Here is a 25,642-nt window from a genome sequence, read left to right on the forward strand (position 1 = left end):
CTACCGCCATATTGCACCTACCTTAATAACTTACTTCAATATTAAAAAATTGCATTTCACAATGACCAAAACCAACAGATTCTAATCCTCCTAAATAAATATCATCTGTTTTTTGAACATTTGAGAATGGTTGCCATTGCTTTTGATATTCATCTTTTTTCAGGGCAACAGGAAAAACTAATATTGTATCTTCTGGTAATGCTTCGACGTTAAAGAAAGCTTTATCCGCAACACGTTTTTGGTCTTTTTCTAAAGCAACTCGACTTTGGCGGTATAATGCCATGTCATGAATCCTGGCAATCTCATCATCAGCCACTACCACTGCTGGTAATTCTTCACCATTGGGGAACCAGGCTGATAAATCTATGTTTTTTTCAATCGTTACAAAACCAAAATTGAAAAATAGCTTTTCTTTGTCTTTGCCATTCTCTCGAATTTTTAAAGGTTCCAAAGTAGTGGAACGAGTATATGCTTTTGGAACTACTACATCTTTGAGTAAAGAAGTACCATGTTTAACCAAACTTCCTGCTATACGTTGATAACGTTTTAGTAAACGTGGACAACTGACCCAAACAATTGGTTGACCAGGACAAAATACAGGTAGCCAAACAATTGATGCATATTCAAATTTTACAAGTGCCTCAGTAGTACGGTCAGAGAGTGAAGAACTAGCTTCTGTCCCATACCATTTATTTGATTCTATACTTCCTAATTCACCTCCCAAATATTGACGCATTTCGGCACGTAAACGACCGCGAATTGAGCTACCAGGAACAATACCTGTTTGGGTAAATTGGTCGCGAAAAATTAAGTTTAAATTACCACGTTCTTCTCCTGCTGTTGCTCCAACATGTAATGGAGCAAAGGTTTTAATTATGCCATAAGCTTTTTGATACATTCAATTAACTCCTTTAACTTTTATTGGTAAACATAAACCGCATCCTACTTTTTTTAAGCCAAATCCTTCCTTGGGAAACCATTCGTGATTCCATTCCCACCAAGTTTTGTTCAAAGGTTCATCTAAAACATAGACAGTACCAGTAGGAACTGCATAACGTCCTCTTCCTAAACGTCCTCTTCCTTTGTTATCACCAACACGGTAGCGATAGGGTATTGGTCTATCGGTTAGAATATGCGATGGAGTAGGAAAATTTGATTCTTTTTGTGGATGACGGTATGAATAGTGAGTAGAACCCCAAATTCCAGGTGTGATTAAAGCAAAGCTACGGTGAATCTTTTGCTGTAATAGTTGTAGTATAGGACTATCATCACAAAGCGTAATACTATTAATTTCAACTAAATGATTTTCACCGCCAAAGGAATACCACCCATCAGGTAAAGCGTAAGTAGATAGATAAACTAAACAAGTTTCTTTACGCTCTCCCTCACGTAAATGATAAACCATCTGTACAGAATTTTCTAGGAATAATCCATTTTGATCTTCAACATTACGCTGACTATCTTTTAATTTAGGATGAAGAATAGATATGTATTCCCAAGGATTTTTTGCAGCATCACCATTTTTACGTATTTCATCTGTGCTATCTTCCCAAGAATTTACGGCTTGCCAACGGCAATCAGGTTCTAAATCTTTAGTTGCTTCAGAACGAGACCATTTATTATTTTTAATACTCCATTCATCTGTTTTTCTTTCTTCTACGTTAATTATTTTATTCCAAGGGATAGGTATATAGAAGTATTCAGGATTATCTAGTTCTGCCCAAAATGGTCCAGCAATGAAAAGCTCTTCACTCAATTTACTATGCTCTTCAAATTTGTTAACTTTATTTGCACTAAAGAATAATCCTGAAACAGCAGTAGCATCGGGCGGAAATTTTTGACCCGAACGTCCAACTAGATTTTCAGGCGAAAGAAAGGCGCCTGCACTTCCATACATAAAACCTAAAGGGTTTATAATAATTAAATATTTGTACATAGCTGCCAACCTACATTTATCAGATTAATAATCCATTGAACAATAGCTTTACGTGAATCACTGCCAATAATTTGTTTAGCATGTTGATTCAAATAATCTTTATCTTGAAAATAAATGTTAAATAGAGCTAAGGCAAAACTATCATCTATTTGATCTTCATTCCCATTCAAATTAATTGCATAACGTGACTGAAGTTGTGCTAAGTCATTATAAATATGGTTCTAATTAGGTTTATATTTTTTATCTCTACCAGAACATTCCCATTTTTGATATGTGTTACCATTCCGGTCGCGATATTTAGTCAAAACATTTAAATACTTCCAAGGGCAAGTCCACTGTATATATTGTCCACTATTAAAAACAATACGAATAGTAACACGATTTTTTCCTAATTTTTTTGACACTTTTTCTGCTTCGCGGCAATGTTGAAGTACATCTCGCTGAGGAACACTACCAGCAACCCAAACAAAACCAACGCTTAAAGTTATCGGATGCCTGTGTTTATTCCATAAATCATCTAAAGTAAGCAACCATTCATAAGCAGTAAATGCCGGAATTGAATTTTTGGGATTATCACTATACATCACACCAAGAAAATCATCCCCACCCGCATAAATCACTCGTCCAATACTAATTTTCCTAGATTCATTAGGAATATTTTTAGCTCTAAAATTATCAGCAAAACTTTTGCCCCAATTTCGCATATCGCAACTGAAACGGGAAATATACTCATCGCTTTTAGCTATTTCTTGCAGATACTTACCAACATTATCTCCATCCCCCATAAACCAACCTGTCCACTGTCCTGGTGTATCCTCAGTTGGTTTACGTTGGATATCTTGAAATCCCTCTTCAAGAATTTCCATCCCAAAACGTTTAGCAATCGATGGTAACGTAACTAAACGTTTTGTTAGTTCAGGAATACTAAGTTTCTCATTAGGTGCAATAAATTTACCCTCTATCTCTTGTGTTAAACCGCTTTCTGTAATACTTGCTAAAGCTGTATAAAATTCTTTAATTTGTTTTTTTTCTGCATTGTAGTCAATATCTTTGGGATTTCGCTTTTCTCCACCTAGCCCAGGAAATGCAATTCCGTCTGCACCTGTAAGACTAGAACTTTCGCCAATCCAATTAACTCCAACCCAATTTCTACTAAGCTTGCAAGTTTCCAACTCTTTCATCGCTTCCGTAGGAGAATCGCCTTGTGCCCAAAATATCTCCCAACAATGATTTGCCCACTTCGACCAATCTCGTTCCCATTCATAAGGTGCAAATTGTCGTAAATTATCCTCAATCCATTCCCGGCAATACTTTAATATTTCTTTCCAAGCCTTTGAGACAGTATCATGCGCTGCGCTTTCAGGCAAAACTCCTTTAACGAGGATGCGGTTGGGCATTCCTTTCTCTATATTTGGGTTGCCAGGAGAAATAACTTTTACACCTGGATATTCATCAGCAGCGTCCACCAAACTTTTACTCAAATACGAGAGAATTTCAGAGGCGCCATATAAATCCCGTAGTTTACGTGATTTTTCGATAAACCCCTGCACAGGAGCAAAGGTAACAGCTGTATATTTAGTCACGGTAGTCATGCAACTCATGTAGTCATATAAGGGCAAAGTGAGGAAAGAGCGAAAACAACTGTAGAAGTTTTATCACTTGGTGTAAACGCAGGCACCTGTAACCTTCTATCTACTTCACAAGATAGATAATCAGGTAAAAATATTAACCAGTAATTACGCTAACACGTAATCAAGATTGTATCCGTTTTCATATTGGCAGAAAAAACAGCGATTGGCATCAGCTATAATGCGAATGAGGAAATTACTTATAGACCATATATTTAATTCGCTCGTAGAATAATTGCAATTAGGTTTCGACGTTTTACTGGCGCCGAAAATTACCTCTAAAACCGTATAATACACTTGACTTATATAAGGAGATTTACAGCGATATTCGTAGCGAACTTAGAATAAGTAGTTCATTCATGTTGACATATATATAGGTAGGGTGTTGGAAAAATAAACAATGTTCGCTAAAGTAAATTTGGCAAACCTATAGTGAGCTTTTTGACAAACTCATTTGACACGAAGGGACACTTTTCAAACAATCTCTAACTCGTACACTCAAATTTAATTATTACTGTTGTATCTATCTGTATTCGTCTATTTCGACATTTCCATTAAAAGCTACTTCTAAAAGACCGACAATACTATTTTTTCCAGAAAATGGAAAAGATTGAAGGGATGCATTTACAAAAATGGATGTTTTATAGAGAAATGCACCCTATTGAGCAGACTTTGGCTGTTGAGTGGTTGCAGCAATTAGTTAGTATTTTAGAGCAAGTACACTAACAAAAATTGTTCTACTGAGATATAAAGCCATCGAATATCATGCTTTGGGTAAGCGGAGAACTGGGCTAAGTCTCAGTAATTACAAAAGTAACAATAAAAGCGCTGGACTAACGCCAGTGATCATGGCACTGACTGCAATGATTAGCCCGTCTTTTTCAATCAAACCAAGACAGATGAGAACGATGACGATCGCGGGCAGCATATTTCCAAACGGAATGGGTAGGGCAATGATGAAGCTGAGGAACAACAAAACTACACCGACACCCCGTTCTGCTTCAGGGCTGGTAAAAAACGGCAAGCGGGGTTGAACAAAATATTCCAGCTTTTCGAGAAGAGTAATGGCGCCCATAATTACCTGCTCACAGTGTTCTCGTTTGATGGGCTGGTCTAGCAACTGGTCAGGCAACCAGGGCTGCTGAAATCCAAGCACTAACTGGCCGGAAACCAACATTAAGGGCACGGCAACAAGGGCAGAAATACCAGCGATAGGCAGCGGCAGGGCTTCAGGCAAAGCGCAAATCAGCAGGGTTGGACCAAACGCTCGATCTCCCATCTCGTTCAGCAATTCCCGCAAGCGGACTTCATCCCCTTGATGCTGCTCCAAAAATCTTTGCAGCAGTTCAGAGATTCGCAGGGTAGTGTCAGAAGTTTCAGAGTGTTGAACAACGGGTACTATTGCACTCATTTTATTTTGCCAATATTAAAACTGTAGCTTTGATTTTAACAGTCTTATATGTAAGATTATTTCATACCAAAGATTGACTTTAATAGTTTGAAGCTAAACTTAAAACAATATAAAATATAATTTTTATTTATTAGATAACATAATTTAGTAGAACTGTTTGTAAATGAACTTATAGCAGTCCTAGATAAATTGTAAAAAATTCCTAAATGTAGAGACGCGACATGTCGCGTCTCTACAATGCGTGGATTTTACTTTACCAACTGGGGACTGAAGCAAGTTAACCTAAAGACACATTAATATTGAAGGGCGGGCAAGAATGCCCGCTCCACAAGCCGCTCCACAAACCACTCCACAAGATGGTTAATTTTCTTTTTGGAAATCTAAAGTAAAATCTCTAACCTGTGTACACGTCCAAGGTTAGAGGACAATTATAGTTTAAGTTGGAATAATAAAATCTATAAATAATGGCTATAGAAAATATCTGCTAGGCATATATGTACATCTCTGGAAAAAAACTGGGTAACTTGAATCGAAGCGTCTTGGTCGTTGATGATGTCTTAGACAACTGCATGATGTTGCAAACGCTTCTGGAAACTGAAGGCTATGACGTTAAGATAGCAGAAGACGGTTATGAAGCGTTGGATATCATTGAGTCTTCGCCTCCAGGGTTAATTTTGTTAGATATGATGATGCCTGGTATTAATGGGCTGGAAGTTGCTAAACGCATTAGACGCAACGGTAATTTACCTTTTATCCCTATTTTACTGCTTACGGCTTGGGATAATTTATCCGATTGTGATGATTTTGAGAAGGATATTGACGGCTATATTAGCAAGCCTATTGATTTTGATCGGCTGTTTTCTGAGGTTGAGTCGCTGACTCAGAATATGACAGATGGTGCGTGAAAGCATTTTAATTTTTATGTTATTTTTGTTGATTGGTGCTTTCACGCACCCTACATTCTACGTTATTGCTGCAAGTTGGACTGTGAAGGTTGACCCCTCCATTGATTTACTTTTTACTGAAATAGAGGCGCCTGATTTTTGTAGGTAATATTGAACTACGCTTAAACCTAGTCCGGCGCCTCCTGGTTCTTCGATATATGGAGGACGGTGACTGTAGAAGCGGTTGAAGATTTTGGGAAGTTCACTTTCTGCTATGCCAATACCTGTATCACGAATTTCAAGATATACATATTCCCCAGAGAAACGCGCTTTTACCCAAACTTGACCACCTTTAGGTGTAAACGTAATACTGTTGGCTAACAGGTTAATCATTATTTGCCTTAGTCCCCCTACGACAAATGATACAGGTGGAAGCTCAGTTGGAACTGTGTATGCCAGCATAATACCTTTTTCATTGGCAAGCGGTTGATAAGTGCTGACTACACCAGGAATTATATCTGAAAGGCGTACTGTTTCAAATGCTGCTGATTTTAAATTTTTTTCTAATTCAACTAGTTCCAGAACACCACTAATAAGCACTGTTTGACGGTCGCATTGGTTATTTAGCATTTGCTGATAACGTTGTCGCTGCGGTGCTTTTAATGCAGGAGAGTTAAATAACGACAGCGCAGTTTTCATGTGTGTTACTGGTGTTCGCAACTCCTGACATATTTGACTTAAATAATCATCTTTTTGCTGTAACTGAGTATACAGACTCTGATTTTGCTGTTTTAATAAATTTAGCCGTCTTTGTGTTCGACTTTGGCTTATTTCCTCTTGGCGCCGCACTTGCAGAACAAGTAAATTACTTAGTAGCGCTGGTTCTGTTTTATTTACACTCAATGGAGCTTTTGATGATAAAGATGCTGTTACTTGCTGGATAATATGATTTTCATATGAAGTGATAGCTACTAAAGGTGATTTAGACTTAAGATTAGCGCCAACTTTTTTAGTGCGACTTTTAGAAGGACGTAGTGCCACAATTAAGCTAGAAAATTGTGGTGACACAATTATCCAGAAATACTCGCGCTGCAACTTATCTGAGTTTAAATATATAGATGAATTTGTAGATGACTCTAAAAGTGTATTATTTAGTTCCTCAGTACTGTGATGCGTTAGATGATATGTGTAAATAGTAGCTCCAGGTAGCGCGCGTTTTTGATAGCGTGCAATTTCGGAGTGCCAAATACTTCCAGAAGGCAGCTTTACCCATAAAGTAGCCGATATTTGTTGTTCAATTAGTAAATCCACTTGCGCGCGTAAAGTAGCGAGCAGTGTAGAAGGGTTGACAGCAAACGTATTAGGGGCATTTTCGGCGCCTACTGCCAACTTGTACATAGAGAAGTCTTGAGTCAAAAATACATTCATGGGTAAAGCAAACCAAGCTATTAAGAAGTCAGTATAAAGCAATAAATAATACTGCCTTACATTTTCACCTGGATTTGTCCACTTGTAACAAAATTCTTTTTGCAACGGATGTAACGGATAGTTCTTTATCTATCCGTTACATCCGTTGCCTATTTACCTCTTTGTGCTAGTGCTTCACGCGCGTGTTCCCGGTCGTCAAAGTGAATTTTTTCAGTTCCGAGAATTTGGTAGTCTTCGTGTCCTTTACCTGCTAGCAATATTCCGTCACCTGGTTGTGCTTGTAAAATTGCTGTGCGGATAGCTGTCGCGCGGTCGCATACTACAAGCGGGTTAACTGATTCGGGAATGCCTGCCAAAATATCCTGTAAGATTTTCTCAGGGTCTTCTGTACGTGGGTTGTCTGAGGTAACAACTGCTATGTCAGCAAGTTCTGCGGCTATTTTACCCATTTTTGGACGCTTGGTTCTGTCTCTATCGCCGCCACAACCAAACACGCAAATCATTTTACCTGGAATAAATGGGCGTGATGCTTTTAACAGGTTTTCTAAGCTGTCGGGAGTGTGGGCATAATCAACGATAACACTAATGTCTTGCACTGCGTCAATTTGCACTCGTTCCATCCGTCCCGGTACTCCAGGGAAGTCAGCAATGGCACCTGCAATAACCTGAAGATCAATACCGAGGTGTAAAACTGCTCCTACGGCTGACAGTAGATTTTCGAGGTTGTATTGACCGACTAGCGGTGAACGGAAGGCTACGTCACCCATTGGTGTATGCATAGTGCCGCTAACACCATTTTGCTCGTAGCTTATATCACTCATCCATAAATCGGCGCCGGAATTATTTACGCTGTAACTCCAAACTTTGTTTTTATCTAAAGCTTCGACTAAACGTTTTCCATAAGCGTCATCAAGATTGATAATCGCTCTGCCACCAAGATATTCTGGAGTAAACAACAAGGCTTTTGCGGAAAAATAATCTTCCATGTCCTTGTGGTAGTCTAAATGGTCTTGGGTTAAGTTACTAAATACAGCAACTTCAAACTGACATCCCAAAACTCGTCCTTGTGCTAAAGCATGGGAACTAACTTCCATAACTCCATATTCATTTCCAGCATTTACTGCTGCTGCTAACTGTTTTTGCAGTTCAACAGCAAATGGTGTTGTGTGTACAGCAGTTTCGCTAAACCCTTTCCAACGTGTGTAAAGAGTACCCATTAATGCTGTTGCTTTATCCGCGCGTTGCAAGAAGTATTCGATTAAATGGCTAGTTGTAGTTTTACCATTTGTACCTGTTACACCCACAAGCTTCATTGCGTGACCAGGATAACCATAGAATGCTGCGGCAAGCTTGGCACAAACTGTAGTGATGTCTGAAGCAACTATTACACAGCTATCTTCGGGAGGTATCTTTTCTGCCGCTCCTTCAGATATTACCGCAGCAATTGCTCCGGCGCCGATTGCACTTTGCCAAAATTCACCACCATCAACGCGAGTACCTGGCATTCCAATAAATACATCACCTGGACTTGCTGCATGGGAGTTGGTTGTTAAACCTTCTATCTCAGCATCCATCGCTGGATGTTCAGGGAATTTAACAATATCTTTAACAGATACTAATAGTTCGCGTAGTTTCATATAACAACCTCATTCTAACTTCGCACTATTTTGCACTATTTTTCTTTTTATACAAATACTTATAGATACTTTTTTTATACAATTTTTTTTAACTTCAAAAACCGAGTTTCTTTACAAATAAACCCGGTTTCTGCGTATTATACGTACTTTTGTAGCATTTGCGCTAACTGTTTCACTGTCGCGCGCGGAGATGGACGGGGAATCATTCTTTCTATAGCATTGCCATTATTTTCTGTATCTTTGGAGACAAAAAGCACAGGAATTTCATATTGATATGCCTGAAACCAATCCGAGCGCGTTGTAATGTCGCGCGTCTCGATTTGTAAATTGATTAGGGAATTCAAATCTGGTGTTGCGGCAATTTGTTCGAGTTTTTCCTGTAAACCTTCACAAAGATGACAACCAGGTTTACTGTATAAGATTAGTTTCATAATGTTGAGATAATATAAGGTATAATTAAGTTTTGTAACGCTACGTAATGCCAATGTTGTCTGCATACCTGCTTGTTTCTCATGGAAGTCATGACCCACGTCCGGAAATTGCCATGTTGCATCTTGCCAATTCGGTGCAGGAGCGTTTGCAAAACCAAAACAAAATCCACGATAAAATTCTACAGAGCAGGTTTGCGGGTAATGTTGCATCACCTCCAAGATGTGAAGTTGGTACAGCTTATTTAGAGTTACAACCTCAACCACTGCATCAGCAAATAGTTGAGTTTGCCCTTCAGGTTTTAACACGTTCGCAGTCACAACGACTGTACCTCAAGATTTTACCTCTGTTCCTTCTTGCTGGGGTGCATGTAATGGAAGATATCCCTAGAGAAGTTGAAACGGCACAAAGTATACTTGGTAATGATGTTGTAATTGATTTACAACCTTATATAGGTTGTCATAGTGGTTTAGCTGATTTGCTCGCAAAACAAAAAAATACTTTAGGCGCCCAAAAGCATATTTTACTAGCACATGGCAGTCGTCGTTCGGGTTTTGAGCATCATACCGAAAAACTAGCGGCAAATTTAGGCTTAACAACAGCTTACTGGGCAGTGCAGCCAAATTTAGAATCGCGCGTCAAAGAATTTGTAGCAGCAGGTTATCGGCAAATTGCAGTTCTTCCATACTTTCTATTCGCAGGGGGCATAACCGATGCTATCGCGAACGCAATAGAAAAGCTAGAATTACAATTGCCAGGGGTAAGTGTAAAATTAGCAGAGCCACTGGGAGCAAACACAGAACTAGCTCATTTAATTTGGGACTTATTGGATAAATGAACCGCACCGAGATACAACGCAGTCAATATGTAGGGAAAGTATATCTGGTTGGTGCAGGTCCTGGTGACCCTGGACTATTTACGCTCAAAGGAAAAACGCTGTTAGAATGTGCAGACGTAGTTATTTATGATGCCTTAGTAAGTCCGGAAATTCTCGCAATGATTAATCCTGAAGCCGAGAAAATCAATGCAGGGAAGCGTAAAGGCAGGCATTCATTGTTACAAGAAGAAACTACGCAATTAATGATTGAAAAAGCGCAGGACAATGCTATTATTGTGCGGTTAAAAGGTGGCGACCCGTTTATTTTTGGGCGTGGTGGCGAGGAAATGGAAGAATTAATCAATGCAGGAGTATCTGTAGAAGTAGTGCCAGGTATTACATCAGGTATCGCGGCGCCTGCATATGCCGGAATTCCTTTAACTCATAGATTATATAGTTCGTCAGTGACATTTGTTACAGGTCACGAAGGTGCAGGTAAATATCGTCCCGCAGTCAACTGGCAAGCAATAGCTCATGGCTCAGAGACGATAGTAATTTACATGGGCATTCATAATTTAGCTTATATAGTTGACGAGCTAACAAAAGCAGGTTTAGATAAGCAAACTCCAATAGCATTAGTACGCTGGGGTACGCGCGCTGACCAAGAAGAATTAATTGGTACACTCGAAACCATCGTTGAACAAGTTGAAAAAATCGGGTTTGAGGCGCCTGCAATTGTTATCATTGGGGCGGTAGTTCAGATGCAAGCTATTTTGGCACAGAGAAAAGAATTATCAGCAGATTTAATTCATACTGCTACAAGGTTTGTGATTTAGCGAATTTTCAAGGGCCGAGCAGTATTGATACCGGACGTTGTGCCCTTATGTTAGCCCAGGTTTTGATTTTGGGTCGTTTTGGCACGCAATTATCGAGAATCAGCATCAGCAATTTAATTCATTTATTAGTAGTATTTAATACAAACAAATCACGTAGACATCAAAAATTTATGTAACCGTTTAGGAAGGCGCCAAATTATCCTGATGACTGTTATGTAAATAGGAATATTTCAAAACGCCATTATTTAAAGGTTTTAAAAAAGTATTAATTTAGTTGGGAGAAAATTTAATGAAAACGCCAACTCCAAAACAACGACGACAAGAGTTAATTGAGCAGTATGTTTTATCACGCCGTACTATGATGGCCTTAATGGCTTTTGCAGTTACTCCCGGTTTGGAAACTCTAATAAAAAGTGATAAATCTTCATTACGAAAGCTACCAGAACATCTCAAGGCTTGCAATCCTGGTTTAGAAACTTTACTATCTGGTGATAAAAATCCCCCAAAACCTAAGCCAACAGGTAATCCTAACATTCCAAGCTTGCCTCAAAATGATACAAAAGCAATTCAACAAGAACGACAAGTACAATTAGAAAAGACTCGTGAAGAGTATCAGATAGGGTTACGGCTACCAAATTCGGCGCGCGTGAAGACTTTACCAGAAAAAGAAGCTTTTTCTGAAGGATACAACAATAATCGAGCAATTTTATCGGAAAAAATAGGAGCTAATCAACAAGCATTTCTACAAAACCCTAAACCTTTCCAACGCTTAGATGATTATACATCGCTGTTTCCTGTTTTGCCGTTACCTGATATTGCTAAAACTTTCCGCGACGATGATGTATTTGCGCGACAGAGGCTTTCTGGTTGCAACCCTATGGAACTGAAGAATGTTTTAGCGCTTAATTATAATCTTCGTAGCAAACTTGGAATAACAGATGAGATTTTTCAAGCTGTACTTGGCGCAAGAAGAAATACAAAGCGCGGAAATAAAACTCTTAACAGCGCTATTCGAGAAGGTAGTTTATTTGTCACCGACTATGCGGTACTTGATAACGTTAAAGCAAAGGAAAAACAATTTCTCTGTGCCCCCATTGCACTTTATTATGCTGAAAGAACTCGCGATGATTTTCAGTTAATTCCTATTGTTATTCAGTTGGGACAGGCACCCACTTCAAGTTTACTTTGCACACCATTAGATGGTGTAGATTGGCAGATCGCTAAGTTAATTACCCAAATGGCTGATTTTTACGTTAATCAGTTATACCGTCATTTGGGACAGACTCACCTGGTAATGGAACCCATCGCCTTAGCAACAGCGCGCGAACTAGCTGCTCGGCATCCTGTAAATGTACTTTTAAAGCCTCACTTTGAATTTACAATGGCAATCAATAATCTTGCCGACCAGGTGCTAATTAATCCAGGGGGAGCCGTGGATATTATCCTACCGGGTACTCTAGAAAGCTCGCTAGAACTTAGCTCTAAAGGTGTATCTGAGTATTTTAATAACTTCAGCGACTTTGCACTTCCTACTGATTTACGTAAGCGCGGAGTTGATAACTCTTATACTTTACCAGATTTTCCTTATCGAGACGACGGTTTGCTTGTATGGAATGCGTTAGAAGACTATGTGAGTAAATATATTCAAATCTATTACAAATCTAACCGAGATATTCGTGAGGATTTTGAGCTACAAAATTGGTTTCAAGCTTTACGAAAACCCGTTAACGAAGGTGGTGTTGGGATAGTTTCATTACCAGCAAGGCTCTTCAACAGCGATCAATTGATAGATATTTTAACACAAATGATTTTTACTGCTGGTCCTCAGCACTCAGCCATTGCTTGGATTCAATATCAATATATGGCTTTTATTCCTAATATGCCCGGAGCTATTTATCAACCTATTCCTACTACCAAAGGAAAATTTACCGACGAAAACAGTCTTACTAGTTTCCTACCTGGAGTAAAACCAACCCTCACCCAAGTCCAATTTATATCGTTAGTTGGCACCAAGCGCGACCCAAAAGCATTTACAGATTTCGGTACAAACAGTTTTCAAGACCCGCAAGCTATTAGAGTTCTTAGAGATTTCCAAAACCGCTTAGAATCAATAGAAAAACGTATTGAAATATTAAATCAGAGGCGCCAAGAATGCTATCCTGCATTTCTTCCTTCTCGAATGGCTAATAGTGTAAGTGGTTAAATAGCACAGGATACTGGATGAGTATTGGTTAACAAATGACATAATCTGTGATGCCCAGTCTCTCAAGTAAAGGTTGGGTTTTTCATTTATATAAATAATTTGAAGTTGTTTTTGTTGGGTTGCGCTGTCGCTTAACCGAACCTATGGTCTATTTTCCATAATTTGTACTATTCTATTTATAGAATATTTCTTCATAATTGAGCTTCCGCAAAACGACTTAAATGCTTGACATTAGTGGTTGCTATAACAGTATAACGACCAGGAGATTCTTCTTGAAGAGTTTGCCAGTGAGAACAAATTATAATATCTACGTCAAGGCTTGAATTGTTTGCTGTAGGTATACCTCTACTACGAGCTTGTGCCCAAAGGGAAGAAGCTTTTATTAATAATGGATAAGTAATAGGTAAGAAAGAAATAATTTCCCTAAGTGCATTGAGCTTTGGAATTCCACTAAGTTCAGCTTTACTTTGAGATGCTAAGACTAAACTTCTTCTTACTTCATAGTCACACAAGTCAGATGAGTATACATTTCCACGTAACAACATGGTATAGAGCCAATTCTCGCACTCAACTGCGTCTTGTAAATTATTAGGGTTAGATAGTAATCCTAGTACTCCGGAGTCAATAAACACAATCATTGTTCTGAATATAACTTTTGTCCAGGGGATCTTTCTGCGTCAATTATCTTTTTAAATTCTTCAAATAATTCTTGTCTTTGCCGCGATTCTTCTTCTGACATATTTCGATGAAGCTCAATACGTTTAGCAAGGAGTTCTAAGGGACGCTGATTCCGTTTTAATTGCTCTTGCTCATATTTCAATGTATCGCGGCGCGCTTCGTACTTATTTTGATATGATTGTAGTAGTTGTTCAAGAGTATGAGCGTCCGAGGCTTCAATATTTATAGGCGCCGAGTAACCTTCTAAAATAAGGTCATAACTGCCATTATTCATATTTGTAATCGGAATTAGAGCTATAAAGCGAGAAATATCAAAGACTTTTCCACTAGGTAATTTTGCGATAGTGTTCATGTATATTTTTTTATTATATATTATTTACAAATTTTAACATAGTACTTTATTATAACAACATTTTGAGGAAGAATGCATCACCACTTGCAGAGTTTGTGAATTATCTTTAGAAAAATCATTGTGCCATCACCATCACCATCAGCATCAAAATATGAAATTGCGGCTAATAAAGCCCGCGTTCTTCGTGAAACTGCTATGAACAATCGTTGCTACAAATACTGCCATCAGCCATAATAGTGTCACGGAAAATGGTTCCTTCAATGTAGGATACTTTCCGTACAGCATCATACTCCAACGAAGCAAGCTTTAAGGAAGACCCCAAGAAATTAGTCTTAGTCAAATTGGCTCCACGGAAATCAACATAAATGATGTTATATTTAGTGAAATTAGCTTTTTGTAAGTTGGCGTTCCGAAAATTGACCTCAATAAGTTGAGCCTTCTTGAAATTAGCTCCATAGAGATTAGCTCCCTCAAAGATAATATGGTCATCCATTCTGGCGCCACTAAAATTAGCACCTTGCAAATCCACGTTCCAAAAACTAACTTGAAAAAGCCTAGTTTTGCTCAAGTTAGCCCCACTCAAATTAGCTCCTTGGAAAGATTTTTTAAACAAAGTAACGTTGCTTAAGTTAGCCTTGCTTAAATTTACTTCTTCAAAAGCAATACAATCAATAACAGCTTCTTTGAGGTTGATACCACTCAAATTAATACCACTCAAATCTTTGGTATATCTGGAACTAAGATTAACACCTGCAAAATTCCTTTCTCCATTGGCATAACGCTGCAACAAATCCTCAATATCCATCATAATTCATCTCAAAAGTCAATAATGACATATGGGTATTGAACTTTTAACTTGATTGTATGTTGGGTTACGCAAAGCCTCCACCCAACCTACAACGTTAAATTGTTGCACTTACCTCCTTTTTATCCTTTTTATCCTTTTTATCCCATTCTTCAATAACTTTTTTAACGTGTTCTATTTCTTCAAAGTCTACACGTACTGTGGCATTTTCAAATTCGATACCTAATACTGTGATGACTTCGAGGATTTCTACAAAGCTGGCACATTGATAATCAGTTCTTTCGTATTCAACGACTCGCGCGCTTTCAATGCCTAACATTTTGGCAAGTTCTTCAATGCTGATTTTTGCGGCAATTCGAGCTTTTATTAATGCATCTGGTAATTTGCAGAAAGATTCTAATTTAATTGTAATTGGTTCATTCTTTGTGCAATTAATTAGTGTTTCGTATTCGGCTATTTCAGCTTCTAACTTGTCTATGTGACATTGTAAAGCACTTCGGTTTTGTGAGTACCGTGTGTAGTCCTTGTGAATAGCTGCTTCATCCCTGTCCATTGCAGCAATGGATTTTTGGAACTTTGTAACCCATTCTTGACTATATTGGTATTCTAATTCATCTTTAATCATGGCTCCCACCTCATTAAATCTATAGCTATAATACCTTTTTTATTTTTACGTCTGTCGGTTTGAAAAAACTCAAATGAATTTTCTCCATAGTTACCGACAGGTTGGTTGGATGGATAAACTTCACCTTTGTATCTCGCTTTGAGTCCAGCACGGTCATGATGGTTAAATAGCCTGGGGGCATTTATTCTAAGATAATCAGCATCTATTGTTTCATTATCATAACAAGCATCAAAGTCACCTGGGTCAGATTTTGCCGTCGTAAAGCTGCCGTTTATGTAAATTACTCTACATCCTGCTGCTTGTAAATCCTGCATTGCCATTTTTAAGCCACCCATTAGCAGTTTACGGCGCCTATTGTAACCAAATCGTTCTTGAAACTCGTCCCCCGAACGCCCAATGCACTCCTGCTGGTAAATTACCAATTTCATCAAATTCGGGAATCATTCACTCACACCATAACAGATATACTAATTATCTATTATCAGAGTAAATTAATTATAAATTATTTTTGTTGGGTTACGCAAAGCCTCCACCCAACCTACAACCTATCCGTTACGTCCGATTATCATCCGTTGCCAGAGATTAGTTTAGGTTGCTGGGTATTGTTTTGAATTTTTCTTTGGCACCGGCGGAGTAGTCTTCTAGTTTAAAATCGGCAAAAGGCTTTTCTTCTAGACGGTTTCTGAGAGCTTCGTCTAATATTACACCTTCTGATTTTTTGCGTACTCCAATAATAATTATACTGCGTTGGTAGGCTGTTGCGTCTTGGTTACTTTTACAGTCGGTGCGGTTAAATTGTCCTAAGTTTAACAGTCTATATCCTTGTAGGTTAGAGGTATTACTAAATAGTTTTTTGGATAGTAGTTGAATTTGTTTCGCTCTTTCTAATGCGCGCGCTTCTTCGGTTGCGACGTTACCTTCGCATGAAGCAGTACCCACTGAGATTATTTCGCTGGGGTTTTCCATGATGCGTTGTATTCCTTCTTCTTGAAGGTTTGATTTTAATGTGTCTAAATTTATTGTTTGGTCGTTATGTTTGATTTGAAAACTACTGCCTAATAACCATTTATATTCAACGGATAATACTGCAACGTTAAATTCAGCTATTCTTCCTTGACTGTCTTTACCTTGTTGATAGGGGAAGTAGTCTACTGTGACTTTATCACCTTTTTTTCGTTCCGGCGCCTGTCCGTAGCTGCCACCAATACCATATTTATCGGAACGAGTTGCTAGTGCGACAAATCCTAATAATCCTAACACTACTAGCAGCGCACTAATTAATGCTAGTAATGGGACGGTTACAGGCTTTTCTTCTTCGGGTGGGCATACGGGTTGTGGTGGTAGGGTGGTAGTATTGGGAGATGATAAGATTTCTGTTTTTGGATTAATTACGGCGCCTACGTTAACGGTTGCTGCACTACTTGCGGGGTATTGGTCGAATTGACCTAAACGCTGTAATATTTCTTCAGCGGTTTTAGGACGATTGTTTATTTCGTGTGCCATTAGCCAATCGATGAGATTGAGTAATGCTGGTGAGATATTCTTGGTATGTGGGCGCCATTGTAACTCGTTATTATAGGCATCGTACATAGTATCAGGATGCTTACCTGTGAGTAAAAATACAAAGGTGCGTCCTAATGCGTAAAAGTCAGACTGTGTTACAGCCTTGCCATACATTTGTTCGGGTGCGCTATAACCACCAGAGGATATAGATGTCTGACTACCTGAACCACTGCTAACTTTTGCGATATAACTATTTGTTAACGCTCTTGCTGTACCAAAATCGATTAATACTAGTTGCCCATTTGGGCGAATCATTATATTAGATGGTTTAATGTCGCGGTGTAAATACTGCTTGCCGTGTACTAATACTAAAATACTGGCTAATTGTTTTAACCAAGCAACAGCTTGTTCTTCAGAAATTGGACGGTTTTGCTGTTGCTGTAACCATTGCTCTAAGTTTGGTCCATCAATTTTTTCCATCCCTAAGCAGTGCAACCCTAAACCTTCTCTGGTTTGATAGAGAAAATAACCTTCTACTCCGGGAATACCTGGATGGTGTAGTTCTCCTAGTACTGATGCTTCTTGTTTGAAGAGTTCTACAGCTTTGGCATCATAGTTAAGGTCTTCTTTTAATACCTTGATAATTATAGGTTTGTCCCGCTCGTATGCGTCGTATACTTTACCGAAACCTGTTTTATCACTGAGTAAACGCATTACTCGAAAGCGTCCAAGTAATTCTAACTGGGAACCGCAACTTTGACAAAAGCGGTTCTCATCGTTTTCTGGGTGATTAGGTTTTGGACAGGTAGGGTTTATACAAAGACTCATAGCGGAAAGGGAAAGGTGTCTGATATATGTTAGCAACTTAATCTTTATTCTCTGTATACTCTGCTTATCTTGTGGAACAGGTATCCTTGCCTGTCCTTTATATTTGCTGAACAGGCGGGATGCCTGTTCCACAGGTAAGAGGTTTATTTCAAGACTTCTTTGAGTACACTAACTAGTCTGTCAACGCTTTCGGGACGACTATTGTAGCCCATTAAACCAACTCGCCAAACTTTACCAGCAAGTTCACCTAGTCCTCCACCGACTTCGACGTTATGCTCGTTGAGTAGTTTACGCGCGACTGCTTTACCATCAACTCCTTCGGGGATACATACTGTTGTAAGTGTGGGAAGACGATATTGCTTTTCGACGTGCATCTTCAAACCTATGCTTTCTAAGCTTTCCCACAAGTATTCAACGTTCTTTTGGTGACGTTGCCAGCAGTTTTCAATACCTTCTTCTGCAATTAATCTCAGTGATTCTCGCAGAGCATAATACATATTGATAGGCGCCGTATGGTGATAAACGCGCTCACTTCCCCAATATTTACCAAGTAGGTTCATATCGAGATACCAGTTTTCTACCTTGGTGGGACGGTTTTGTAATTTCTCCATAGCACTTTGGCTCATTGTAAAAGGAGAGGCGCCAGGAGGGCAACCGAGTCCTTTTTGGCTACAGCTATAAGCTAAGTCAACACCCCACTCATCTAAGAATATTGGGGTTCCGCCCAAACTTGTAACAGTATCGATTAATAGCAACGTGCCGTATTTTTGACATAGTTCTGCAACTCCTTCCATCGGTTGACGGGCACCTGTGGAGGTTTCAGCATGAACTAATGCTAAAATTCGGGGACGATGGGTTTCTATAGCGGTTTTAATTTCATCTAAACTGAAAACTTGTCCCCAAGGTTTTGTTATACTGCGGACATCGGCGCCGTAACGTCCTGCCATATCAACAAGACGATTACCGAAATAACCCATTACACCAACTAAAACTACATCACCTGGTTCTACAGAGTTTGCAATAGTAGCTTCCATTGCCGCAGTACCAGTACCACTAACAGCAATAGTCATAGCATTATCAGTTTGCCATACATACCGTAGTAGCGATTGTATCTCATCCATTAAATGTAAAAACGTAGGGTCAAGGTGCCCTACAGGTTGTTTATTCATCGCCTGAATAACGTCAGGATGAGAGTTAGAAGGACCGGGACCCAACAACAAGCGGTTAGGCATCGATAAAGGGCTAAGGTTTAATTTTTGACTAGTTTTAATCGATATTGTTTGTGTCATGATGCCCAAAAAGTAAATTGTATTACAACAAGCTATTTTTGAATGTATAGCTATTAGGCGCCAATTAGCTTGTTTTTTTGGCATGGAATTAGCAACGGATACAACGGATGTAACGGATGAGCTATTTTGTTAAAACTAAATCTTTGCAATGTAAAATTAACTATCCGCTACATCCGTTTATCATCCGTTGCCAAATTCCAACCCACCAAAATTAAAGCTAAGTTACAAAAGTACTAGTGCGCCTTTAAGTAGTATATAATCAGATAACTAAACGCCAATCGAGATAAAGACTTATGTTGTCAGACCATCTCAAAGCCTTTGCGTTACCCAGCACAGAAGACCTACCTTGCTCCGACGATACACCTGTGGACAACGAAGACCAAAATTATTTGCCTAACGTTTTGTTATTTTTGCTGAAATCTATCTGGAAAGAACGAGAAGATTGGTTCTTTGGTGTAGACATGGCAGTGTACCATACAACAGGAACCAGGTCAGATGTACCTGTTGTACCAGATGGTTTTTTATCGCTGGGGGTCGAACGTAAAAAAGGCGGGAAATCACGTAGAAGTTATGCCACTTGGGAAGAAAATGGAGTGGCGCCTATTTTTGTACTTGAGATGGTATCGCATCAACCAGGTAGTGAATACGATAAAAAACTTAAGATTTACGCAAAATTGGGTGTACTTTACTACTTAATTTATAATCCAGAGTACTGGAAACGCGACAAACATCAACCTTTTGAAGTTTATAAATTAGTAGATAAATCATATAAATTACAAAGTGGTGAACCTTATTGGATGCCAGAAGTAGGGTTAGGTGTTGGAAGACACCAAATGACGGTAAATGGTCTTTCAGAAGAGTTTTTATTTTGGTACGATAACCAAGGAGAACGTTATTTAACAGGAGACGAAACTACAATAATTGAACGTCAACGCGCTGACAGAGAAAAACAACGTGCAGACCGAGAAGAACGACGCGCGGACGAAGAACGACGAATGCGAGAGCAAGAAACTTTGCGCGCTGACCAAGAACGTCGAATGAGAGAGCAAGAAACTTTACGCGCTGACCAAGAACGTCAAAAGAACGAACAGCTAATTCAATATTTACGCTCTCTGGGCATTGACCCTAATAATTTGCCACCCAACTGATCAGATAAAAAGGGCTGAAATTTTACTAAGAGTACTCCAATTAAAAAAATATCCGTTTGTTATCTCGTAGGATATCTGTCCCAGATGTCTTAGAAATAGATTGACAGGCGAGGCGCCGCAAGTCGGAGGCTCCTAACTTGCACATTCAAAAAATCCTTATATAGCAAAGGTTTCAAAAAATGTGCTAGTTTCATATTTCACTGAATACATCGATTTATGGTTGTTTGGTGATGTTACCTGACATATCTCGTACATCCTCGGCTTTCTTTGATAAATATAAACTTTTGTAAACATACTATCTGCAAAGCATAAATCAGTTAGGCGCCTGAAGTAATAGGAGTATAACCGTCTTACAATTAGTGTTGGTATAAATATGTGTGAGCCACAACCTTTACTCAAATTAATCCTAATCTAAATTATGAGCCTCTAGGTGTTGGCAATCTTTGGTAACATGAGAATACCTTCAGTACTTTTCCGAAATAGTATTTGTTAACGCTGTAGTTTATTATACTGATTACAGACGGAGATTCGCGCTCAAATATATGAAATATATTGCAACTTGTTTAGTAATGCTATCCGGTTTTCTTTTGGCTGCTCCCGCAGAAGCTAGGTGGATAAACGTTTCTGGAGTCACGAATGATGGCGCCACATTAAGTTTTGAAAACAATGACCCAGGACATACCCGATTTTCTTACCGAGTTATCACAAAGGATAGTACAAGAATACAACAAGGAGTAACTAGCTGGTGTTATCGCGGACAAGTCAAAAAAAATCCGAATGCAGTTCCTACAACTGAAACACCTGGATGGTATGTTTATGAAGGGGACAATATTACATCCGTATATGCTAATTCACCTGCTAGCATGAATTTACTTAAAGTCATCTGTGCAGGAACTTAATAAGAAGAGTACTTTTTAAAAAAATCTTCTATAAGTGCGGATGGTTGGATAATAGCGTTTAGCTGTTACCCAACCTATGTCTACGTTTGTGTTTTGGCTATTTATGGTTGTTTGGTGATGTTACCTGACGTATCTAGTTCGTATGTTACAAAAGCATTTTGTTTAACATCAACTGCTACGTTCCAGAAGTAATTTCCTTGATTTTGATTGTATTGTTGTTCTGCGCTTAGGAAATAAACGCGGTTGCTAGGGATTTTAAAGCGTTTGCTTGCTGTTTTGGCTATATTAGTTGCCCAAGAATTAGGCATTAAATCATTGCGAGTGAAGAGTGTTTTTGTTGCTTCTGTGCGGGCTTGTTCGCCTTTTTCGGAGGCTAAGTAAACATATTCTTTTCCTGGTTTTCCTTCAATTATTACTCGCCAACCAAGTTGATTGTCGTCGGTACGACATCTGGCATAAGGTAGGGCGAATTCTAGACAAATATTTGTCCAATTTTTCCGCTGTACTTGTTTGATTAGCAATACGTTTTTGGGTAATTCCAGGTGCTTTGATGCCATGTTTAGGATATTATCCATCACGGGTTTTGGAACTGATGCACTAGTTCTGTTTTGGGGTTCTCTTCCTATTAGAATTACTTGGTCTACAGAATCTGAAACAAAGTAATGCCAGTATTTATTTCCATCAGCAATTGTTACATTCCAACCTGTGAATACTGCTACGTCACAAAGTGCTAGAGGAATATTTCCACAATCTGGCGCCCATTTTCCACGTTTTGTATTAATGATTTTTCCTGAATTTTTACCTAATCTCCAATCTGAGCGAGCGTTACGCAGTGCTGCATCTGTAATTTTTTGAGGCGCCACTACTTCTGATTTTACTTGTTGTTTGATTGAGTCTGGTGATTGTGCAGTTGTTATAGATGCGTTTGTAGTAAGCATGATTAAGGCTGCTAAAGCTACATTGATATACTTTAGTGATTTCATATTTTTTGAGTAATATAGTTTGTGTAAATAATTTAGCTTTTAAAGATAATTACTTGTTTATTGGTTACAGTTTTGGAAACATTAATAAATTTATAATTGTGAGTTATGAGTGAGTGATAAACAAAATAATATACTTAGACCTTGACTCTAATTTCTGCATTTTGTTCCCATTATTTATATGGTGATTGTAGATTGTTAGTTTTGGAGACGTGATGTATTCCCTGCGGGACACTACGTGAACACGTCTCTACATTTATTGGGAACTATAATCGCTGTTATGACGTTCAATAAATATAAGGGTAAATTTCGATTTATTGTATTTGTAATAACGTCAATGAAATCATCTTTAGTATTTAAAAGCCTGATATTACTTGCTTTTAGCTTATCTACATCAATAATTGTTGCTCAAGAATATCCTGTTACAGCTAGTAGTGTTGTTGTTACACCATCTGCAAAGCCAGCTAGGTTAACTTTATCAGGACACAAGGCGCCTGTACGCGCGGTGGCAATTTCTCCAAATGGGCAAATTATAGCTAGTGGTGACGATGATAAAACAGTGAAGTTATGGGATGCTTTGACAGGAAAGTTGCTTTTTGATTTAAATGGACATGTGCAAAATATACAATCAGTTGCATTTACACCTGATGGAACAACGCTTGTAAGTTCTGATGCAGAGACAGTTAAACTGTGGAATGCTAAAACTGGTCTGTTAATTAGAACTATTACTGCACATAAGAATGGTGTGTTTGCAGCTATTGTTACTCCTGATGGGCAAATGCTTGTCAGTGCGGGTGCAGATAATACTATCAAGCTTTGGAATATTAAAACTGGGAAGCTTCAACGCTCTCTAAAAGCTGAAGCGCACGTTTTAGCGGTCAGTCCTGATGGTAAAACGTTATTTAGCGGTGGTGAAAATGGTGGTAAGATTCGCATATGGAATTTAGTGACCGGAAAACAACTGCGAACTTTGACACCACCACGTCCCAAGGATGCATTTTCTCCACAGCAGCAAGCAAGTGGCGCCATTTCTCTTGCTATTAGTCCTGATGGACAAACCCTAATTAGCGGTGGTTATGATGATAGTTTTCAATCTACTCCTTTGCAACAAACTGATGGTAAAAATCTCAAAGCTTGGAATCTGAAAACTGGGAAACTAATTTATAATGTTTCGATTGGTGGTGCAGGTGTTGATACGTTAGCGATAAGTCCTGATAGTAAGATGTTTGTAGCAGGTGGCTTGGGTTATGAAGTTGTGTTATGCGATATTAAGACATCGAAACCAATTATTACACAAAAAGGTCACGCAGGTGGAATTTATGGTTTAGCTTTTAGTCGTGATGGTAAGACTCTTGTTAGTGGAAGTGGTGATAAATCTGTTAAGGTTTGGCAATTGGCGCCTTAATTATAGAATTTAATTAAGCGGTTCAAGTGAAAAAACATTACTAAAAAAATTGCTTCACTTGACAGCTAAAACCAGGAAGTAAAGGTGAGGTTATTGTATCATTAACAAACAGCGTTGCAACTTGTACTAATTGAGCATTTTGACGCTGGTAAACTTCGATTTGCTGATTCTTCCAATCAACTATCCAATACTCTTGTACACCTTTGATCGAATAAAGCTTTAATTTTGCTTCTCTATCGCGTCGTTCGTTAGCAATACCTTCAGAGAGAATTTCGACAACTAACTCTGGGGCGCCTGTTAAATGTCCTTCTGCATCCACAACTTGTGCAAGTCGCTGGTTGCTAATCCAAATTACATCAGGGATAACATTATCAGCATCTGAAAAAATCACCCCTGGAGCTAGAACTGGTTTACCCAAACCGGAATTTCTCGACCAAATTTTTAATTCTACGTAAATACCACCACCAGCATCCTGATGTCCAATATGAGGCGCCCTTGTCACAAATAATTCTCCGTCAATTATTTCATAACGCTTCCACTCATCGGTAGCGAGAAGTTCTAAATCAGCAATTGTCCAGCGAACTCTATCTGGTGCTTGAGTCATGATGATACTCCCCAAAGCTTATGTAGTAATATATTAACTGATTTTTCAATAAAGGAGTTATTCTTCGATTGCTTCTCGTTCGATTCAATCTTGCAACTGTAAATCATCAATCTCTACAAGGCACGAATCACATCCTTGAGCGCAGGTATTCTCATGTCTCGTAAAGTATCAACTGTTCCCATATCAACAGAACAACCTAATGCGTCTTCTAGATAAAGCCGTACTCCGATAAATTCAAATAATCCAACTTCGCGGTCGAACTCTACAAAAAAATCAACATCACTATTTTCTGTTGCCTCATCACGTGCTACCGAACCAAACAAGTCTAAAGATTTTACTCCCATTTCACGCAATTTTTCTTTATGTGCTTCTATGATTGATAATACCTGATTTCGTCTCATTACTTTATTTTCCTCCGTTATATGACTAAAAACAATATCTACATTTTTTATAGACCAGGACTTACGATATTGCCACAATTGAAAGCTGGTGCGTGACGCTACTAGTCTTATAATTACATTTAAGTTTTTTTATAGCGTCACACACCCTACGTCTTTCCTTGATTAAAAGCTGGTGCGTGACGCTACTAGTCTTATAATTACATTCAAGTTTTTTTATAGCGTCACACACCCTACGTCTCTATATTTTTCATAGAGAACTTATCCGTTTCATCCGTTGTATCCGTTGCAAATAACCCACCATATTTTTAATATATACTGTCAGGATTTTTCTTGCAATAACTTCTTTAATTGTTGATTGTCTTCTGCTTCTATTGTCTGCCCATAGTGGTGCAGTTGGAATAATTGACAATAACGGTCTTGTTTACCACACAATAAACATCCATAAGCGTGATTTCCATTTGTACCGCAAAGACGGTGTGACATCACTGGACCTAGTTCAATATTTTGTTCTGCTGCTACAGTATTAAGTATTGACCGCAGTTTTGACTCAAATTCAGACGATAGAAGTTGTTTACTCCCAGGTTTATCTCTATTCCATTCAGGTACAAATAATCCCTTTTCTAACAAATTCGCTTCGACTTCTTCTGACATTACAATTCCCGATAAAATGACATGATGAGCAACATGAGGTAACAAATCGCGCGTTAACTTCCACATCAAGTTTTCATCAAACCATTCTTCAACTAAAGGACGCAAGTACCAGCAGCATGGAATACCTAGTTCCGTTAAATCTTTCAATAATTGTACTCGTCCAGCTATGGATGCTTGTTCATATCCTTGTTTGAGAGGAGGAAGACTGACAAAAACTGTTGGACGCAAAGTATTCTCGCGCGCTAACGTTGCTTTCAGACGTTCG

At 38.7% G+C, this 25,642-nt stretch carries 26 protein-coding genes; 8 read left to right on the top strand and 18 right to left on the bottom strand.

Going from position 1 to position 25,642, the window contains the following annotated elements; all coding sequences use genetic code 11:
- Positions 1 to 22 precede the first annotated feature (22 nt).
- From AC2JBO_RS25575 to AC2JBO_RS25585, 3 genes are all read right to left on the bottom strand, one after another.
- Positions 23 to 898 carry an RAMP superfamily CRISPR-associated protein gene (locus AC2JBO_RS25575; protein ID WP_496956447.1) on the bottom strand — a complete coding sequence of 292 codons (876 nt, stop codon included), beginning with the start codon at positions 896 to 898 and terminating at the stop codon, positions 23 to 25.
- On the bottom strand, positions 899 to 1,936 hold the full coding sequence (locus AC2JBO_RS25580) for a CRISPR-associated protein (RefSeq protein ID WP_496956448.1): 1,038 nt from the start codon (positions 1,934 to 1,936) through the stop codon (positions 899 to 901).
- A gap of 221 nt (positions 1,937 to 2,157) precedes the next feature.
- Positions 2,158 to 3,519 (bottom strand): Cas10/Cmr2 second palm domain-containing protein, encoded by a 1,362-nt coding sequence (locus AC2JBO_RS25585; RefSeq protein ID WP_496956449.1) that lies wholly within the window; start codon positions 3,517 to 3,519, stop codon positions 2,158 to 2,160.
- A 645-nt stretch (positions 3,520 to 4,164) separates the two neighbouring features.
- Here AC2JBO_RS25585 and AC2JBO_RS25590 point away from each other — a divergent pair.
- Entirely contained in the window at positions 4,165 to 4,290 is a 126-nt protein-coding gene (locus tag AC2JBO_RS25590; RefSeq protein WP_496956450.1) for a hypothetical protein, read from the top strand.
- A gap of 79 nt (positions 4,291 to 4,369) precedes the next feature.
- Here the strand turns inward: AC2JBO_RS25590 and AC2JBO_RS25595 are convergent, their stop codons facing one another.
- Positions 4,370 to 4,975, bottom strand: coding sequence for an exopolysaccharide biosynthesis protein (locus AC2JBO_RS25595; protein WP_496956451.1), 606 nt, complete (start codon positions 4,973 to 4,975; stop codon positions 4,370 to 4,372).
- Positions 4,976 to 5,469: 494 nt separating this feature from the next.
- Between AC2JBO_RS25595 and AC2JBO_RS25600 the strand changes: the two genes are divergently transcribed.
- Positions 5,470 to 5,880 (top strand): response regulator, encoded by a 411-nt coding sequence (locus AC2JBO_RS25600; protein ID WP_496956452.1) that lies wholly within the window; start codon positions 5,470 to 5,472, stop codon positions 5,878 to 5,880.
- 57 nt (positions 5,881 to 5,937) lie between these two features.
- Here AC2JBO_RS25600 and AC2JBO_RS25605 read toward each other — a convergent pair whose 3' ends face one another.
- The 3 genes from AC2JBO_RS25605 to AC2JBO_RS25615 all read right to left on the bottom strand — a co-directional run bounded on the left by AC2JBO_RS25605 (position 5,938) and on the right by AC2JBO_RS25615 (position 9,355).
- Positions 5,938 to 7,287 carry a DICT sensory domain-containing protein gene (locus AC2JBO_RS25605; protein ID WP_496956470.1) on the bottom strand — a complete coding sequence of 450 codons (1,350 nt, stop codon included), beginning with the start codon at positions 7,285 to 7,287 and terminating at the stop codon, positions 5,938 to 5,940.
- A gap of 149 nt (positions 7,288 to 7,436) precedes the next feature.
- Complete coding sequence (locus tag AC2JBO_RS25610; protein ID WP_496956453.1) at positions 7,437 to 8,924, bottom strand: UDP-N-acetylmuramoyl-L-alanyl-D-glutamate--2,6-diaminopimelate ligase; 1,488 nt, start codon at positions 8,922 to 8,924, stop codon at positions 7,437 to 7,439.
- 137 nt (positions 8,925 to 9,061) lie between these two features.
- A complete protein-coding gene (locus AC2JBO_RS25615; RefSeq protein WP_496956454.1) occupies positions 9,062 to 9,355 on the bottom strand; it encodes a glutaredoxin family protein in 294 nt (97 codons plus the stop codon).
- A gap of 53 nt (positions 9,356 to 9,408) precedes the next feature.
- Here AC2JBO_RS25615 and AC2JBO_RS25620 point away from each other — a divergent pair, with 53 nt between their 5' ends.
- The 3 genes from AC2JBO_RS25620 to AC2JBO_RS25630 all read left to right on the top strand — a co-directional run bounded on the left by AC2JBO_RS25620 (position 9,409) and on the right by AC2JBO_RS25630 (position 13,209).
- On the top strand, positions 9,409 to 10,191 hold the full coding sequence (locus AC2JBO_RS25620) for a sirohydrochlorin chelatase (protein ID WP_496956471.1): 783 nt from the start codon (positions 9,409 to 9,411) through the stop codon (positions 10,189 to 10,191).
- The gene (gene cobA, locus AC2JBO_RS25625) at positions 10,188 to 11,006 is read left to right on the top strand and encodes a uroporphyrinogen-III C-methyltransferase (RefSeq protein WP_496956455.1); all 819 of its coding nucleotides are present in this window, start codon (positions 10,188 to 10,190) and stop codon (positions 11,004 to 11,006) included. The genes AC2JBO_RS25620 and cobA overlap by 4 nt, the downstream gene beginning before the upstream one ends.
- 289 nt (positions 11,007 to 11,295) lie before the next feature.
- Complete coding sequence (locus AC2JBO_RS25630; RefSeq protein WP_496956456.1) at positions 11,296 to 13,209, top strand: lipoxygenase family protein; 1,914 nt, start codon at positions 11,296 to 11,298, stop codon at positions 13,207 to 13,209.
- Between the two features lie 191 nt (positions 13,210 to 13,400).
- Here the strand turns inward: AC2JBO_RS25630 and AC2JBO_RS25635 are convergent, their stop codons facing one another.
- From AC2JBO_RS25635 to AC2JBO_RS25665, 7 genes are all read right to left on the bottom strand, one after another.
- Positions 13,401 to 13,847 carry a type II toxin-antitoxin system VapC family toxin gene (locus AC2JBO_RS25635; RefSeq protein ID WP_496956457.1) on the bottom strand — a complete coding sequence of 149 codons (447 nt, stop codon included), beginning with the start codon at positions 13,845 to 13,847 and terminating at the stop codon, positions 13,401 to 13,403.
- Positions 13,844 to 14,239, bottom strand: coding sequence for a hypothetical protein (locus AC2JBO_RS25640; RefSeq protein WP_496956458.1), 396 nt, complete (start codon positions 14,237 to 14,239; stop codon positions 13,844 to 13,846). The genes AC2JBO_RS25635 and AC2JBO_RS25640 overlap by 4 nt, the downstream gene beginning before the upstream one ends.
- Before the next feature lie 193 nt (positions 14,240 to 14,432).
- The gene (locus AC2JBO_RS25645) at positions 14,433 to 15,047 is read right to left on the bottom strand and encodes a pentapeptide repeat-containing protein (protein ID WP_496956459.1); all 615 of its coding nucleotides are present in this window, start codon (positions 15,045 to 15,047) and stop codon (positions 14,433 to 14,435) included.
- A gap of 94 nt (positions 15,048 to 15,141) precedes the next feature.
- Entirely contained in the window at positions 15,142 to 15,669 is a 528-nt protein-coding gene (locus AC2JBO_RS25650; protein WP_496956460.1) for a DNA-binding protein, read from the bottom strand.
- The gene (locus AC2JBO_RS25655) at positions 15,666 to 16,097 is read right to left on the bottom strand and encodes a DUF6932 family protein (protein ID WP_496956461.1); all 432 of its coding nucleotides are present in this window, start codon (positions 16,095 to 16,097) and stop codon (positions 15,666 to 15,668) included. Before AC2JBO_RS25655 ends, AC2JBO_RS25650 begins: the two co-directional genes overlap by 4 nt.
- 154 nt (positions 16,098 to 16,251) lie before the next feature.
- Positions 16,252 to 18,000, bottom strand: a complete 1,749-nt coding sequence (locus tag AC2JBO_RS25660) for a serine/threonine protein kinase (RefSeq protein ID WP_496956462.1) — start codon at positions 17,998 to 18,000, stop codon at positions 16,252 to 16,254.
- Positions 18,001 to 18,143: 143 nt separating this feature from the next.
- Positions 18,144 to 19,289: an alanine--glyoxylate aminotransferase family protein gene (locus tag AC2JBO_RS25665; protein WP_496956472.1), complete on the bottom strand. Its 1,146-nt coding sequence runs from the start codon at positions 19,287 to 19,289 to the stop codon at positions 18,144 to 18,146.
- A gap of 293 nt (positions 19,290 to 19,582) precedes the next feature.
- On the opposite strand from AC2JBO_RS25665, the gene AC2JBO_RS25670 reads away from it, so the two are divergent.
- On the top strand, positions 19,583 to 20,437 hold the full coding sequence (locus AC2JBO_RS25670; protein ID WP_496956463.1) for a Uma2 family endonuclease: 855 nt from the start codon (positions 19,583 to 19,585) through the stop codon (positions 20,435 to 20,437).
- A 542-nt stretch (positions 20,438 to 20,979) separates the two neighbouring features.
- A complete protein-coding gene (locus AC2JBO_RS25675; protein WP_496956464.1) occupies positions 20,980 to 21,336 on the top strand; it encodes a hypothetical protein in 357 nt (118 codons plus the stop codon).
- 101 nt (positions 21,337 to 21,437) lie between these two features.
- Here the strand turns inward: AC2JBO_RS25675 and AC2JBO_RS25680 are convergent, their stop codons facing one another.
- Complete coding sequence (locus AC2JBO_RS25680) at positions 21,438 to 22,274, bottom strand: hypothetical protein (protein ID WP_496956465.1); 837 nt, start codon at positions 22,272 to 22,274, stop codon at positions 21,438 to 21,440.
- 379 nt (positions 22,275 to 22,653) lie between these two features.
- Here AC2JBO_RS25680 and AC2JBO_RS25685 point away from each other — a divergent pair, with 379 nt between their 5' ends.
- The gene (locus tag AC2JBO_RS25685) at positions 22,654 to 23,721 is read left to right on the top strand and encodes a WD40 repeat domain-containing protein (protein WP_496956466.1); all 1,068 of its coding nucleotides are present in this window, start codon (positions 22,654 to 22,656) and stop codon (positions 23,719 to 23,721) included.
- 40 nt (positions 23,722 to 23,761) lie between these two features.
- Here AC2JBO_RS25685 and AC2JBO_RS25690 read toward each other — a convergent pair whose 3' ends face one another.
- The 3 genes from AC2JBO_RS25690 to AC2JBO_RS25700 form a co-directional block, all read right to left on the bottom strand.
- Positions 23,762 to 24,325 (bottom strand): Uma2 family endonuclease, encoded by a 564-nt coding sequence (locus AC2JBO_RS25690; RefSeq protein WP_496956467.1) that lies wholly within the window; start codon positions 24,323 to 24,325, stop codon positions 23,762 to 23,764.
- Between the two features lie 113 nt (positions 24,326 to 24,438).
- Positions 24,439 to 24,726 (bottom strand): nucleotidyltransferase family protein, encoded by a 288-nt coding sequence (locus AC2JBO_RS25695; RefSeq protein WP_496956468.1) that lies wholly within the window; start codon positions 24,724 to 24,726, stop codon positions 24,439 to 24,441.
- A 318-nt stretch (positions 24,727 to 25,044) separates the two neighbouring features.
- A partial coding sequence (locus AC2JBO_RS25700) for a hypothetical protein (protein ID WP_496956469.1) occupies positions 25,045 to 25,642 on the bottom strand: 598 nt, incomplete at its 5' end.

The organism is Calothrix sp. CBUCES-K 9914 (genome assembly GCF_059640475.1).

Excerpts from the sequence above, each read along its gene's own strand:
- AC2JBO_RS25575 (WP_496956447.1), bottom strand. The coding sequence starts at position 898 with ATGTATCAAAAAGCTTATGGCATAATTAAAACCTTTGCTCCATTACAT.
- AC2JBO_RS25580 (WP_496956448.1), bottom strand. The coding sequence starts at position 1,936 with ATGTACAAATATTTAATTATTATAAACCCTTTAGGTTTTATGTATGGA.
- AC2JBO_RS25590 (WP_496956450.1), top strand. The coding sequence starts at position 4,165 with ATGGAAAAGATTGAAGGGATGCATTTACAAAAATGGATGTTTTATAGA.
- AC2JBO_RS25595 (WP_496956451.1), bottom strand. The coding sequence starts at position 4,975 with ATGAGTGCAATAGTACCCGTTGTTCAACACTCTGAAACTTCTGACACT.
- AC2JBO_RS25600 (WP_496956452.1), top strand. The coding sequence starts at position 5,470 with ATGTACATCTCTGGAAAAAAACTGGGTAACTTGAATCGAAGCGTCTTG.
- AC2JBO_RS25605 (WP_496956470.1), bottom strand. The coding sequence starts at position 7,287 with ATGAATGTATTTTTGACTCAAGACTTCTCTATGTACAAGTTGGCAGTA.
- AC2JBO_RS25610 (WP_496956453.1), bottom strand. The coding sequence starts at position 8,924 with ATGAAACTACGCGAACTATTAGTATCTGTTAAAGATATTGTTAAATTC.
- AC2JBO_RS25615 (WP_496956454.1), bottom strand. The coding sequence starts at position 9,355 with ATGAAACTAATCTTATACAGTAAACCTGGTTGTCATCTTTGTGAAGGT.
- AC2JBO_RS25620 (WP_496956471.1), top strand. The coding sequence starts at position 9,409 with ATGTTGTCTGCATACCTGCTTGTTTCTCATGGAAGTCATGACCCACGT.
- cobA (WP_496956455.1), top strand. The coding sequence starts at position 10,188 with ATGAACCGCACCGAGATACAACGCAGTCAATATGTAGGGAAAGTATAT.
- AC2JBO_RS25630 (WP_496956456.1), top strand. The coding sequence starts at position 11,296 with ATGAAAACGCCAACTCCAAAACAACGACGACAAGAGTTAATTGAGCAG.
- AC2JBO_RS25635 (WP_496956457.1), bottom strand. The coding sequence starts at position 13,847 with ATGATTGTGTTTATTGACTCCGGAGTACTAGGATTACTATCTAACCCT.
- AC2JBO_RS25640 (WP_496956458.1), bottom strand. The coding sequence starts at position 14,239 with ATGAACACTATCGCAAAATTACCTAGTGGAAAAGTCTTTGATATTTCT.
- AC2JBO_RS25645 (WP_496956459.1), bottom strand. The coding sequence starts at position 15,047 with ATGATGGATATTGAGGATTTGTTGCAGCGTTATGCCAATGGAGAAAGG.
- AC2JBO_RS25650 (WP_496956460.1), bottom strand. The coding sequence starts at position 15,669 with ATGATTAAAGATGAATTAGAATACCAATATAGTCAAGAATGGGTTACA.
- AC2JBO_RS25655 (WP_496956461.1), bottom strand. The coding sequence starts at position 16,097 with ATGAAATTGGTAATTTACCAGCAGGAGTGCATTGGGCGTTCGGGGGAC.
- AC2JBO_RS25660 (WP_496956462.1), bottom strand. The coding sequence starts at position 18,000 with ATGAGTCTTTGTATAAACCCTACCTGTCCAAAACCTAATCACCCAGAA.
- AC2JBO_RS25665 (WP_496956472.1), bottom strand. The coding sequence starts at position 19,289 with ATGACACAAACAATATCGATTAAAACTAGTCAAAAATTAAACCTTAGC.
- AC2JBO_RS25670 (WP_496956463.1), top strand. The coding sequence starts at position 19,583 with ATGTTGTCAGACCATCTCAAAGCCTTTGCGTTACCCAGCACAGAAGAC.
- AC2JBO_RS25675 (WP_496956464.1), top strand. The coding sequence starts at position 20,980 with ATGAAATATATTGCAACTTGTTTAGTAATGCTATCCGGTTTTCTTTTG.
- AC2JBO_RS25680 (WP_496956465.1), bottom strand. The coding sequence starts at position 22,274 with ATGCTTACTACAAACGCATCTATAACAACTGCACAATCACCAGACTCA.
- AC2JBO_RS25685 (WP_496956466.1), top strand. The coding sequence starts at position 22,654 with ATGAAATCATCTTTAGTATTTAAAAGCCTGATATTACTTGCTTTTAGC.
- AC2JBO_RS25690 (WP_496956467.1), bottom strand. The coding sequence starts at position 24,325 with ATGACTCAAGCACCAGATAGAGTTCGCTGGACAATTGCTGATTTAGAA.
- AC2JBO_RS25695 (WP_496956468.1), bottom strand. The coding sequence starts at position 24,726 with ATGAGACGAAATCAGGTATTATCAATCATAGAAGCACATAAAGAAAAA.